This window comes from Streptomyces sp. SudanB5_2050 (genome assembly GCF_964272335.1).
Taxonomy (GTDB): domain Bacteria; phylum Actinomycetota; class Actinomycetes; order Streptomycetales; family Streptomycetaceae; genus Streptomyces; species Streptomyces rochei.
Genome location: NZ_OZ186760.1, coordinates 4,437,264 through 4,449,286, shown reverse-complemented (window position 1 = coordinate 4,449,286; position 12,023 = coordinate 4,437,264). Strand labels below are relative to the sequence as shown.

At 71.0% G+C, this 12,023-nt stretch carries 11 protein-coding genes; 6 read left to right on the top strand and 5 right to left on the bottom strand.

Annotation, left to right across the window (positions count from 1 at the left end; all coding sequences use genetic code 11):
* Nucleotides 1-14: 14 nt before the first annotated feature.
* On the bottom strand, nucleotides 15-638 hold the full coding sequence (locus ACFZP7_RS19825; protein WP_019328516.1) for a CE1759 family FMN reductase: 624 nt from the start codon (nucleotides 636-638) through the stop codon (nucleotides 15-17).
* On the bottom strand, nucleotides 635-1,744 hold the full coding sequence (locus ACFZP7_RS19820; protein WP_019328517.1) for an LLM class flavin-dependent oxidoreductase: 1,110 nt from the start codon (nucleotides 1,742-1,744) through the stop codon (nucleotides 635-637). Before ACFZP7_RS19820 ends, ACFZP7_RS19825 begins: the two co-directional genes overlap by 4 nt.
* 104 nt (nucleotides 1,745-1,848) lie before the next feature.
* On the opposite strand from ACFZP7_RS19820, the gene ACFZP7_RS19815 reads away from it, so the two are divergent.
* Nucleotides 1,849-2,187 (top strand): YnfA family protein, encoded by a 339-nt coding sequence (locus ACFZP7_RS19815; RefSeq protein WP_019328518.1) that lies wholly within the window; start codon nucleotides 1,849-1,851, stop codon nucleotides 2,185-2,187.
* 49 nt (nucleotides 2,188-2,236) lie between these two features.
* Nucleotides 2,237-3,016 carry an SDR family NAD(P)-dependent oxidoreductase gene (locus ACFZP7_RS19810; protein ID WP_019328519.1) on the top strand — a complete coding sequence of 260 codons (780 nt, stop codon included), beginning with the start codon at nucleotides 2,237-2,239 and terminating at the stop codon, nucleotides 3,014-3,016.
* 21 nt (nucleotides 3,017-3,037) lie between these two features.
* Here ACFZP7_RS19810 and ACFZP7_RS19805 read toward each other — a convergent pair whose 3' ends face one another.
* Nucleotides 3,038-4,231 (bottom strand): RtcB family protein, encoded by a 1,194-nt coding sequence (locus ACFZP7_RS19805; RefSeq protein ID WP_086878440.1) that lies wholly within the window; start codon nucleotides 4,229-4,231, stop codon nucleotides 3,038-3,040.
* Between the two features lie 204 nt (nucleotides 4,232-4,435).
* On the opposite strand from ACFZP7_RS19805, the gene ACFZP7_RS19800 reads away from it, so the two are divergent.
* From ACFZP7_RS19800 to ACFZP7_RS19790, 3 genes are all read left to right on the top strand, one after another.
* Complete coding sequence (locus tag ACFZP7_RS19800; RefSeq protein ID WP_355521454.1) at nucleotides 4,436-5,302, top strand: DUF3558 domain-containing protein; 867 nt, start codon at nucleotides 4,436-4,438, stop codon at nucleotides 5,300-5,302.
* A 132-nt stretch (nucleotides 5,303-5,434) separates the two neighbouring features.
* Nucleotides 5,435-6,334, top strand: a complete 900-nt coding sequence (locus ACFZP7_RS19795) for a DUF3558 family protein (protein WP_192341513.1) — start codon at nucleotides 5,435-5,437, stop codon at nucleotides 6,332-6,334.
* A gap of 88 nt (nucleotides 6,335-6,422) precedes the next feature.
* The gene (locus ACFZP7_RS19790) at nucleotides 6,423-7,691 is read left to right on the top strand and encodes a DUF2637 domain-containing protein (RefSeq protein WP_127438469.1); all 1,269 of its coding nucleotides are present in this window, start codon (nucleotides 6,423-6,425) and stop codon (nucleotides 7,689-7,691) included.
* 86 nt (nucleotides 7,692-7,777) lie between these two features.
* Here the strand turns inward: ACFZP7_RS19790 and lysS are convergent, their stop codons facing one another.
* Nucleotides 7,778-9,517 carry a lysine--tRNA ligase gene (gene lysS / locus ACFZP7_RS19785; RefSeq protein WP_385635030.1) on the bottom strand — a complete coding sequence of 580 codons (1,740 nt, stop codon included), beginning with the start codon at nucleotides 9,515-9,517 and terminating at the stop codon, nucleotides 7,778-7,780.
* A 197-nt stretch (nucleotides 9,518-9,714) separates the two neighbouring features.
* Between lysS and argS the strand changes: the two genes are divergently transcribed.
* Nucleotides 9,715-11,472, top strand: a complete 1,758-nt coding sequence (gene argS, locus ACFZP7_RS19780; protein WP_019328525.1) for an arginine--tRNA ligase — start codon at nucleotides 9,715-9,717, stop codon at nucleotides 11,470-11,472.
* 87 nt (nucleotides 11,473-11,559) lie between these two features.
* Here argS and ACFZP7_RS19775 read toward each other — a convergent pair whose 3' ends face one another.
* Nucleotides 11,560-11,943, bottom strand: coding sequence for a peptidase inhibitor family I36 protein (locus ACFZP7_RS19775; RefSeq protein ID WP_127433788.1), 384 nt, complete (start codon nucleotides 11,941-11,943; stop codon nucleotides 11,560-11,562).
* Nucleotides 11,944-12,023: the final 80 nt, after the last annotated feature.

Below are 12,023 nucleotides of genomic sequence, written 5' to 3'. Positions count from 1 at the left end.
CTCCCCGCCGGGTCTCACCCGGCGGGGCGCAGCGCGGCGAGCCGTTCCTCGAAGGGCACGACCTCGAAGGCGTCGTCCGCCGGCTTCCCGGCCTCCGGGGCGGTTTCCCGGGCCGCCGACGGTCCGCCCGTCAGCGCGGCCAGCTCACCCGCGGCCCGGGCGATCCGGCCGTCCAGCCCCTCGGCGCCCCAGTCCTCGGAGGCGGCGTAGACCCCGGTGGGGACGACGACGGCCTTGAGGTAGGCGAAGAGGGGGCGCAGGGCGTGGTCGAGGACCAGGGAGTGGCGCGCCGTGCCGCCGGTCGCGCCGAGGAGCACCGGCTTCCCGGCGAGGGCGTCCTCGTCGGTGACGCTCAGGGCGTCGAAGAACGACTTGAAGAGCCCGCTGTACGACGCGGAGAACACCGGCGTGACGACGATCAGGCCGTCGGCCGCCGCCACCGCGTCGAAGGCGGCGGCCAGGTTCCGGCCGGGGAAGCCGTTGGTGAAGGTGTGCGCGATCTCCACCGCGAGGTCGCGCAGCTCGACGACCTGGACCTCGGCCGGGGTCCGCTCGGCGGTGGCGGCGGCCAGGCGGTCGGCGAGCAGCCGGGTGGAGGACGGGACGCTCAGTCCCGCCGAGACGACGACGAGCTTCATGCCCGTGCTCCTTCCTGACGGTCCTCGCGCTCCTTGCGGGCGGCGGCCAGCAGGGAGGCGTGGGTGGGGGCGTCCGGCACCTCGGCCGGGCGGTTCTTGGCGAACTCCTCGCGCAGGACCGGCACGACCTCCTCGCCGAGCAGGTCGAGCTGTTCCAGGACGGTCTTCAGGGGCAGCCCGGCGTGGTCCATCAGGAACAGCTGGCGCTGGTAGTCACCGGCGTAGTCGCGGAAGGCGAGCGTCTTCTCGATCACCTGCTGCGGCGAGCCCACCGTCAGCGGCGTCTGCGCGGTGAAGTCCTCCAGCGACGGCCCGTGCCCGTAGACGGGGGCGACGTCGAAGTAGGGGCGGAACTCGCGCACCGCGTCCTGGCTGTTCTTCCGCATGAACACCTGGCCGCCCAGGCCGACGATCGCCTGCTCGGGGGTGCCGTGCCCGTAGTGGGCGTAGCGGTTGCGGTACAGCTCGATCATCCGCTTGGTGTGGTCGGCCGGCCAGAAGATGTTGTTGTGGAAGAAGCCGTCGCCGTAGTACGCGGCCTGCTCGGCGATCTCCGGCGAACGGATCGAGCCGTGCCAGACGAAGGGCGCGACGCCGTCCAGCGGCCGGGGCGTGGAGGTGAAGCCCTGCAACGGGGTGCGGAACTTCCCTTCCCAGTTCACCACGTCCTCGCGCCACAGGCGGTGGAGCAGGGCGTAGTTCTCGACCGCGAGGTTGATGCCCTCGCGGATGTCCTTGCCGAACCAGGGGTAGACCGGGCCGGTGTTGCCGCGCCCCATCATCAGGTCCACCCGGCCGTCGGCCAGGTGCTGGAGCATCGCGAAGTCCTCGGCGATCTTCACCGGGTCGTTCGTGGTGATCAGGGTGGTGGAGGTGGACAGGATCAGCCGCTCGGTGCGGGCCGCGACGTAGCCGAGCATCGTGGTCGGGGACGACGGCACGAAGGGCGGGTTGTGGTGCTCGCCGGTCGCGAAGACGTCCAGGCCGACCTCCTCGGCCTTCAGCGCGATGGCGACCATGGCCTTGATGCGCTCCCGCTCGGTCGGCGTCCGGCCCGTGGTCGGGTCCGGGGTGACGTCACCGACGGTGAAGATGCCGAACTGCATGGTCGCTCAACCTCCGAGTTGTTGACGGTTCAACTATACCCGTGGAACGGAGGACCCCCGGACGTTATTCCGCCCCCCGCTCCTCCCCGTGCGAAGCTGCCCTCATGCTGGTCCTGCGCTCCGCCGCCCTCTTCGTCGTCGCCGCACTCTTCGAGATCGGCGGCGCGTGGCTGGTCTGGCAGGGGGTGCGCGAGCAGCGCGGCTGGCTCTGGGCCACCGGCGGGGTCCTCGCCCTGGGCGCCTACGGCTTCGTCGCCACCTTCCAGCCCGACGCCCACTTCGGCCGCATCCTCGCCGCGTACGGCGGGATCTTCGTGGCCGGCTCGATCCTGTGGGGCATGGTCGCGGACGGCTACCGACCCGACCGCTGGGACATCACCGGGGCCCTGGTCTGCCTGGCGGGGATGGCCGTGATCATGTGGGCGCCGCGTGACGGCGGCTGACTACCCTGGGCGGCGACCGCACGTGTCGTCCTCGAACCAGGAGCAGCCCATGGCCACCGCAGCCGCCCCGTCCGCCGCCTCCCGCATCGCCGTCGTCACCGGTGCGAGCAGCGGCATCGGCGCCGCCACGGCCCGGCAGCTCGCCGCCGCCGGCTACCGCGTCGTCCTCACCGCCCGCCGCAAGGACCGCATCGAGGCGCTGGCGGAGGAGATCCAGGCGGCCGGGCACCAGGCGACGGCGTACCCCCTGGACGTCACCGACCGCGCGGCCGTCGACGAGTTCGCCACCGCCTTCAGGACGATCGGCGTCCTGGTCAACAACGCGGGCGGAGCGCTCGGCGCCGACCCGGTGGCCACCGGCGACCCCGAGGACTGGCGCCGGATGTACGAGACGAACGTCCTCGGCACCCTCAACCTCACCCAGGCCCTGCTGCCCAAGCTGGAGGCGAGCGGCGACGGCACGGTGGTCGTCGTCTCCTCCACCGCCGGCTTCGCCACCTACGAGGGCGGCGCGGGCTATGTCGCCGCCAAGCACGCCGAGCACGTCCTCGCCGAGACGCTGCGCCTGGAGATCGTCGGCCGCCCGGTCCGCGTCGTCGAGATCGCGCCCGGCATGGTGAAGACCGACGAATTCGCCCTGACCCGCTTCAGCGGCGACGAGGAGAAGGCGGCCAAGGTCTACGCCGGGGTCCCGGCCCCCCTGACCGCCGACGACGTCGCCGACACCATCACCTGGGCGGTCACCCGCCCCGCCCACGTCAACATCGACCTCCTGGTCGTCCGCCCCCGCGCCCAGGCGTCGAACACGAAGGTGCACCGGGAGGCGTAGGCCCCCCGGCGCACCGGCGCGTCAGCCCTTCACGCAGACGACCTGCTTGAGCTTGGCCACGACCTCCACGAGGTCGCGCTGCTGGTCGATGACCTGCTCGATCGGCTTGTACGCGCCCGGGATCTCGTCCACGACGCCGGAGTCCTTGCGGCACTCCACGCCCCGCGTCTGCTCCTCCAGGTCCTTGGTGGAGAAGCGGCGCTTGGCGGCGTTGCGGCTCATGCGCCGGCCGGCGCCGTGCGAGGCGGAGTTGAAGGACTTGGCGTTGCCGAGGCCCTTCACGATGTACGAACCCGTGCCCATGGAGCCGGGGATGATCCCGTACTCGCCGGAACCGGCCCGGATCGCGCCCTTGCGGGTGACGAGCAGGTCCATCCCGTCGTAGCGCTCCTCGGCCACGTAGTTGTGGTGGGCGCTGATCTCCGGCTCGAAGACCGGCCTGGCCTTCTTGAACTCCTTGCGGACCACGTCCTTGAGGAGCGCCATCATCAGGGTGCGGTTGTACTTGGCGTACTCCTGCGCCCAGAACAGGTCGTTGCGGTACGCCGCCATCTGCGGGGTGTCGGCGACGAACACCGCGAGGTCGCGGTCGACCAGGCCCTGGTTGTGCGGGAGCTTCTGGGCGATGCCGATGTGGTGCTCGGCCAGCTCCTTGCCGATGTTGCGGGAACCGGAGTGGAGCATGAGCCAGACCGCGTCGGAGGTGTCGACGCACACCTCCACGAAGTGGTTGCCGCCGCCGAGCGTGCCCATCTGCTTGGCCGCCCGCTCCTGCCGGAACCGGACCGCCTCCGCGACCCCGTCGAACCGCCCCCAGAAGTCGTCCCACCCGGCCGTCGCCAGCCCGTGGAGGCGCCCCGGGTCGACGGGGCTGTCGTGCATCCCCCGCCCCACCGGGATCACCTGCTCGATCTTCGACCGCAGCCGCGACAGGTCGCCGGGGAGGTCGTTCGCCGTCAGGGACGTCCGCACCGCCGACATCCCGCAGCCGATGTCCACGCCCACCGCCGCCGGACACACCGCGCCCCGCATCGCGATCACGGAGCCGACCGTCGCGCCCTTGCCGTAGTGCACGTCCGGCATGACCGCCAGGCCCTTGATCCACGGCAGGGTCGCGACGTTGCGCAGCTGCTGGAGCGCGCCCTCCTCGACCGTCGCCGGATCGGCCCACATCCGGATCGGCACCTTCGCGCCCGGCATCTCCACGTACGACATATCGTCCTCATTCCCCCGGAAAGCACACAGAAGTCTCGAAGCGCAGAACCGGCGCCAAGGGCAGTCAATGGGACGACTGACCGGCGTTCACGGCGGCGCGTGCGATACACATTGTCTGCTGGGAACGCCCCCGTGCGGCAAGCGAATAACCAGCGGGGACACTGGAGTACCGACCACAGCCACACCGGCGAGAGGAGCCGCACCGTGCAGCGGAAGGCCTATGTACCCGGCGTCGCCGCCCTTCTGGCGGCGCTGCTGGCCGGCTGCACCGGCGGCTCGGACGACGGAGCCACGTCCGACAACTCCAACCCGGGGCAGCCCGGCGTCGCGACCGAGGCCGCCGAGCCCGGGAAGTACCGCACCCTGCCCGAACCGTGCGGCGCGGTCGGCGACAAGGCCCTCGGCTCGCTCCTGCCGGGTCTGCAGGAGATCGCCGACGAGGAGCAGCGCGAGAAGGCGTACGCGGGCGAGCCGACGCTCGCCTACGACACGGACCGCAAGGTCGGCTGCCGTTGGAAGGTGGAGTCGGCGGACGCCACCGACCACCTGTTCGTCGACTTCGAGCGGGTCGTCTCCTACGACAAGGCCGTGAGCGACGACAGCGAGGCCGAGCGGCTCTTCGCCGAGCGGGTGGAGGCGGCCGACCTGCCCGAGCCGGTGATCTCCGAGTCCGCCTCCGCCTCGGGGTCCTCGTCCGCCTCCGGCACCCCCTCGTCCGGGGAGCCGACCGCGGGACCGAGCGGCACCCCCTCCGCCCCCGCCGCCTCGGGCTCCGGTTCGTCGTCCGCCACGCCCTCGTCGAGCGCGTCCGACGGTGCCGCGTCCACCGAACTCCAGCCCCGGCTCCTCGACGACCTGGGTGACGAGGCGTTCGTGGACGACGAGCTGAGCAGCTCCGGTTCCACGGCGAAGCGGCGCACGGTGACTGTGGCGTTCCGCACGTCGAACGTGATGGTGACCGTCGAGTACGCGGAGCAGTCGGCGACGCTCGGAGTCGTGCCGGACAGCGAGGAAATGCAGGACAAGGCGCGGAAACTCGCGTCCCAGCTGGCCGATTCGCTGGGTGGTTGAGCCCGTCGCGGGGTTCCCGGTGACCGCGCGTGAAGCACCTGAAGAGGAGCCACACGGTTTCCTCACCGCGTACCGTGACCCCTCGGACCCGTTCCGAACGCAGGAACCACGAGTGCCATGAGTGAAGGAACCATGCAGCGACGAGCCCAGCGTGACCAGCAGGATCAGCGTGCGAAGCGACTCACCCGCGCCCTTGTCTGCGCGGCCGCCGTCCCCGTGATGCTGGTGGCAGCCGGCTGCTCCTCGGACTCCGGCTCCGACGACGGCAAGGACAAGGCGTCGGAGAAGACGGCCGCGACGAAGTCCGCGAAGCCGTCCCCGACGGTCCAGGCGGCGGCGTACGGAAAGCTTCCGGAGCCGTGTTCGGTGGTGACGAAGAAGACGCTGGAAGACCTGGTGCCCAAGGCCGACAAGGGCAAGGAAGGCGCCTCGAACGACACGGCGACGCGCGGCGGTTGCTCCTGGGACAGCCTCGACGACAACGGTGTGGACGGCTCCCAGTTCCGCTGGCTGAGCGTGTCGATGCTGCGCTTCGAGTCGGACCAGACGCGCGGCCCGGGCGACAAGCTGGCTCGTGACTACTACACGAAGCAGCTGCAGGACGCCCAGAGCGCCGAGGGCGCCAAGAGCGTCAAGACGACGCCGGTCGGCGGGACGGGCGACGAGGCCGCCGTCGTCAGCTACGACCTGAAGAAGAAGGAAGGCACCTTCAAGCAGCAGACGGTCGTCGCACGCGTCGAGAACGTCGTCGTCACGGTCGACTACAACGGCGCGGGCCTGGCGGGCGACGAGACGCCGGACGCCGCCGACCTCATCAAGGACGCCCAGAAGGCGGCCAAGGAGGCGGTGGACGCGGTGGCGAAGGCCAACGGCAGCGCGTCGGGCACCTCGTCGTCCCCGTCCCAGTCGGTCTCCGGCTCGGGTTCGGGCGCGGGCTCCGGATCGGGCTCGGGCCTCGACTCCGACGACGACTCCGACTCGGACTCGAAGTCGTCCGGCAAGTCGTCCAAGTCGTCGTCGAAGACCGGCTGACGGCCCGTATCACCCACCGGCCACCCGTTCCCCGCACACATGTGCCACCCTGTTGCGCGCAACAACTGGCACTGGGAGGGGAGTACGGGTGGCCGCGCCACTACAGCTGACCCGGACGCATCGCGTTCTCATCGGCATGGTCGTCTTCGGCGCCGTCATCATCGCCGGCATCGGCTTCGCGGGTTCGTACGCGGCGGTGCGCGAACTGGCCCTGCAGAAGGGCTTCGGGAACTTCAGCTACGTCTTCCCGATCGGCATCGACGCGGGCATCTGCGTGCTGCTGGCGCTGGACCTGCTGCTGACCTGGATCCGCATCCCCTTCCCGCTGCTGCGGCAGACGGCCTGGCTGCTGACGGCCGCGACGATCGCCTTCAACGGCGCGGCCGCCTGGCCCGACCCGCTGGGCGTGGGCATGCACGGCGTGATCCCGGTGCTCTTCGTGGTGTCCGTCGAGGCCGCCCGGCACGCGATCGGGCGGATCGCGGACATCACCGCCGACAAGCACATGGAGGGCGTACGCCTCACCCGCTGGATGCTCTCCCCGGTGCCGACCTTCCTGCTGTGGCGGCGCATGAAGCTGTGGGAGCTGCGCTCCTACGAGCAGGTGATCAAGCTGGAGCAGGAGCGGCTGGTGTACCAGGCGCGGCTGCGCTCGCGCTTCGGCCGCGGCTGGCGCCGCAAGGCGCCCGTGGAGTCGCTGATGCCGCTGCGCCTGGCCCGCTACGGCGTCCCCCTGGCGCAGACGGCCCCGGCCGGTCTGGCGGCGGCGGGCATCGAGCCGGCGCTGCTGCCGCCGGCACCCCGGCAGCAGACCGAGGAACCGCAGGCCGCCGTGGACGCGCCGGAGCAGCGCCCCGAGCTGGCCGGCGCCCCGGAGCAGGAGCGGCGGCCGGGGCCGGAGGCGCCCGTCGAGGAGCGGAACCCGTGGCTGCACGCCCGTGATCCGCAGACCGTGGAGTACCACGGGGACTACGACCCGGACTTCGACCCCGAGGAGTACGCCCACTGGGCGGAGGAGCAGCGGCAGGCGGAGCAGTACCGGGAGCAGTTCGAAGAGGAGCCGCCGCCGCAGGAGCCGGGCCCCGAGGAGACCGGCAGCTTCCCGATCCCGGTCGGACCGACCCGCACCCGCGAGCTGGGCGAGGGCGGCGGCACACCCGAGCCGGCGCCGACCGAGGAGGACTACTACACGGTCTTCCGGAAGTCGATCGACGGCAGCTACCCCACCGCCTTCCAGTTCAGGGACGACGTGGAGGCGACCTTCGGGGTGCCGCTGGCTCCGCGTGAGGCCGATCGCATGGTGAAGGCGTTCAGCGAACGGCACATGCGCGAGCTGCAGGAAGAGCACATCGCGTAACCCGCCGGGGAGACGAGACGAGAAGGAAAGACGTGAAGGGGCCCTCCGTCGTCGACGGAGGGCCCCTTCACCGTGGCACCCGGTTCCTACTCCCCGAGCAGGGTCCGCACCCGCTCCTGGCCCACCGCGAGCAGCAGCGTGGGCAGGCGCGGGCCGGTGTCGCGGCCGACGAGCAGGTGGTAGAGCAGCGCGAAGAACGACCGCTGGGCGGTCTTGATCTCCGGCGGCAGCTCCTTGGGCGTGGCGTCGGCGGAGAAACCGGCCTGGACCTTGGGCACGCCGTAGACGAGGTGGGTCAGCCCGTCCAGGGACCAGTGGTCGGCGAGCCCGTCGAGCAGCAGCCGCAGCGAGGCCCGGCCCTGCTCGTCCAGCGACTTCAGCAGCTCGGCGTCCGGCTCCCGGCGCACGATGGTGCGCTGGTCGGCGGGGACGTGGGTGTTGATCCACGCCTCGGCCTTGTCGTACCGCGGGCGGGCCTCCGCCAGCTCCGTCAGCGGGTCGGCGGGGTCCAGCTCGCTGAGGATGCGCAGCGCCTGGTCCTCGTGGCCGGCGGTGATGTCGGCGACGGAGGCGAGGGTGCGGTACGGAAGCGGCCTGGGCGTGCGCGGCAGCTCACCGGCGGCCGTGCGGACGGCGCGGGAGTGGGCGGCGGCGTCGGCGGGCAGCGCGCTGCCGTCGGCGACCTTGGCGTCGAGGCGGTCCCACTCGTCGTAGAGCCGCTGGATCTCCTGGTCGAAGGCGATCTTGAAGGACTGGTTGGGGCGACGGCGGGCGTAGAGCCAGCGCAGCAGCTGCGGCTCCATGATCTGGAGCGCGTCGGCCGGGGTGGGCACCCCGCCCTTGGACGAGGACATCTTCGCCATGCCGCTGATGCCGACGAACGCGTACATCGGGCCGATGGGCTGCTGCCCGCCGAAGATCCCGACGATCTGCCCGCCGACCTGGAAGGACGAGCCGGGCGAGGAGTGGTCGACGCCGCTGGGCTCGAAGATCACGCCCTCGTAGGCCCAGCGCATCGGCCAGTCGACCTTCCAGACCAGCTTGCCGCGGTTGAACTCGCTCAGCCGCACCGTCTCGGAGAAACCGCAGGCGGTGCAGGCGTAGGTCAGCTCGGTCGAGTCGTCGTCGTAGGCGGTGACGGTGGTCAGGTCCTTCTCGCAGTTGCCGCAGTACGGCTTGTACGGGAAGTACCCGGCGGAGCCGGAGCTGCCGTCGTCCTCGGCGGCGGCGCCGGAGCCCTCGGCGGCCTCCAGCTCGGCCTCGTCGACCGGCTTCTGCGACTTCTTCGCGGGCGCCTTCTTGGTGCGGTACTGGGCGAGGATCGCGTCGATGTCCTGCCGGTGCCGCATGGCGTGCAGGATCTGCTCGCGGTAGACACCGGAGGTGTACTGCTCGGTCTGGCTGATCCCGTCGAACTCGACGCCCAGCTCGGCGAGCGAGGCGACCATGGCGGCCTTGAAGTGCTCGGCCCAGTTCGGGTACGGGGAGCCCGCCGGGGCGGGGACGGACGTCAGCGGCTTGCCGATGTGCTCGGCCCAGCTCTCGTCGACGCCCGCGATCCCCGCGGGCACCTTGCGGTACCGGTCGTAGTCGTCCCAGGAGATCAGGTGCCGGACCTCGTGGCCCCGGCGGCGCACCTCGTCGGCGACCAGGTGCGGGGTCATGACCTCGCGCAGGTTGCCCAGGTGGATGGGGCCGGACGGGGAGAGTCCGGAGGCGACGACGACCGGTTTGCCCGGGGCACGGCGCTCCGACTCGGCGATGACCTCGTCCGCGAAACGGGAGACCCAGTCGGTGGTCTCTGTGCTCTGAGCCACGATCGGCACGTCCTCTTTCCTGGAACTTCTCTGGATGCTGCTGAGACAGCCGGTACGGTCACACGACTGACCGCTCCATTCTCCCAGCCCGGCCCGCATCCGCGAAAACCGCTTTTCACCGCGTGGGATACTCGGTTCCTGTGGCTGCGGACGCAGCCGCGGAAAGCCACACTCCCGGAACCCCGAGCAGAACGGCGAACCACTCCATGGCCTCGGTCACGTCCCTCAGCGACTCCGTCCAGCAGCACCTCGCGTCCGCCCTCACGGCCACCCGGCCGGAGGCCGCCGGCGCGGACCCGCTGCTGCGACGCAGCGACCGGGCGGACTACCAGGCCAACGGCATCCTCGCCCTGGCCAAGAAGGCCAAGGCCAACCCGCGGGAGCTGGCGGCCGAGGTCGTCGCGCGGATCACCACCGGCGACCTGATCAAGGACGTCGAGGTCTCCGGGCCCGGCTTCCTCAACATCACCGTCGCGGACCGGGCGATCACCGAGAACCTGGCCGCGCGGTACGCGGACGGCGAGCGCCTCGGCGTGCCGCTGAAGGCGGACGCGGGCACCACGGTCGTCGACTACGCCCAGCCGAACGTGGCGAAGGAGATGCACGTCGGCCACCTGCGGTCCGCGGTCATCGGCGACGCCCTGCGCTCCATGCTCGACTTCACCGGCGAGAAGACGATCGGCCGGCACCACATCGGCGACTGGGGCACCCAGTTCGGCATGCTCATCCAGTACCTGTTCGAGCACCCGGGCGAGCTGGCCCCGGCCGACGAGGTCGACGGCGAGCAGGCCATGTCGAACCTGAACCGGGTGTACAAGGCGTCGCGTGCCCTCTTCGACGCGGACGAGGAGTTCAAGGAGCGGGCCCGCAGGCGGGTCGTCGCCCTGCAGTCCGGCGACAAGGAGACGCTCGAGCTGTGGCAGCAGTTCGTGGACGAGTCGAAGGTGTACTTCTACTCCGTCTTCGAGAAGCTCGACATGGAGATCCGCGACGAGGAGATCGTCGGCGAGTCCGCGTACAACGAGGGCATGCCCGAGACCGCCCGGCTCCTGGAGGAGATGGGCGTCGCGGTCCGCTCCGAGGGCGCGCTCGTGGTGTTCTTCGACGACATCCGCGGCAAGGACGACCAGCCGGTGCCGCTGATCGTGCAGAAGGCCGACGGCGGCTTCGGCTACGCGGCCTCCGACCTCACCGCGATCCGCAACCGGGTGTCCGACCTGCACGCGACGACGCTGCTGTACGTGGTCGACGTGCGCCAGTCGCTGCACTTCAAGATGGTCTTCGAGACGGCCCGCCGGGCGGGCTGGCTGAACGACGACGTCACCGCGCACAACATGGGCTACGGCACGGTGCTCGGCGCGGACGGCAAGCCGTTCAAGACCCGTGAGGGCGAGACGGTGCGGCTGGAGGACCTGCTGGACGAGGCGGTGCAGCGGGCCGCCGAGGTCGTGCGGGAGAAGGCGCGGGACCTCACCGAGGAGGAGATCCAGGAGCGGGCCGCGCAGGTCGGCATCGGCGCCGTGAAGTACGCGGACCTGTCGACGTCGCCGAGCCGTGACTACAAGTTCGACCTGGACCAGATGGTCTCGCTCAACGGCGACACCAGCGTGTACCTCCAGTACGCCTACGCCCGGATCCAGTCCATCCTCCGCAAGGCCGGCGAGGTCCGCCCCGCCGCCCACCCGGAGCTGGAGCTGCACGAGGCGGAGCGGGCGCTGGGCCTGCACCTGGACGCGTTCGGGGACACGGTCTTCGAGGCGGCCGCGGAGTACGCCCCGCACAAGCTGACCGCGTACCTGTACCAGCTGGCCTCCCTGTACACGTCGTTCTACGACAAGTGCCCGGTGCTGAAGGCCGAGACGCCCGAGCAGGTGGCCAACCGGCTGTTCCTGTGCGACGTCACCGCCCGCACCCTGCACCGGGGCATGGCCCTGCTGGGCATCCGGACGCCCGAGCGGCTCTGACCCCCCCCGGCACACGTCACGCGGCCCGTCCTCTCCCCCGTGGGAGGACGGGCCGCGGTGGTGCCGGCGGTCGTGCGCGGCCGTGGGTCAGCGGCAGTTCACCCACGTGTTCGACTTGATGTAGTGGTACGCGTTGTCGGACTTCTTGTAGTTCCGCGGGACGATGCCGCTGGACCCGCCGTGGTTCTTCGCCGAGTACCACTTGAAGTCGCAGGACGCGCCGTGGTTGTACCAGGACTTGAAGCCCTGGAAGACCACGAACCCGGTCAGGTCCCTGTTGGTGCCGGCGACCTTCTGCATCCGGCCGGTGTAGTTCTGCCCGGACCAGACGCAGAACCAGCCCGACGGGCAGTCCTTCGCGGCGGCCGGCGCGGCCGGCGCGGCCTGGGCGGCGCCCGCGCTGGTGGCCAGCAGTCCACCGGTCATCGCGACACCGGTGGCCACGACGGCGAGCTTGCGGGTGATGTTCATGGTGTTCCCCCTTCGAGGTCCGGGCGGGCCGGCCCGGCGGACCGGCTCGGCACCGAGCATGCGGGACCCGCGGCACGGGT

Bases quoted from the DNA above. Each gene is read 5' to 3' on its own strand.
- ACFZP7_RS19825 (WP_019328516.1), bottom strand. From the start codon at position 638: ATGAAGCTCGTCGTCGTCTCGGCGGGACTGAGCGTCCCGTCCTCCACC.
- ACFZP7_RS19820 (WP_019328517.1), bottom strand. From the start codon at position 1,744: ATGCAGTTCGGCATCTTCACCGTCGGTGACGTCACCCCGGACCCGACC.
- ACFZP7_RS19815 (WP_019328518.1), top strand. From the start codon at position 1,849: ATGCTGGTCCTGCGCTCCGCCGCCCTCTTCGTCGTCGCCGCACTCTTC.
- ACFZP7_RS19810 (WP_019328519.1), top strand. From the start codon at position 2,237: ATGGCCACCGCAGCCGCCCCGTCCGCCGCCTCCCGCATCGCCGTCGTC.
- ACFZP7_RS19805 (WP_086878440.1), bottom strand. From the start codon at position 4,231: ATGTCGTACGTGGAGATGCCGGGCGCGAAGGTGCCGATCCGGATGTGG.
- ACFZP7_RS19795 (WP_192341513.1), top strand. From the start codon at position 5,435: ATGCAGCGACGAGCCCAGCGTGACCAGCAGGATCAGCGTGCGAAGCGA.
- argS (WP_019328525.1), top strand. From the start codon at position 9,715: ATGGCCTCGGTCACGTCCCTCAGCGACTCCGTCCAGCAGCACCTCGCG.
- ACFZP7_RS19775 (WP_127433788.1), bottom strand. From the start codon at position 11,943: ATGAACATCACCCGCAAGCTCGCCGTCGTGGCCACCGGTGTCGCGATG.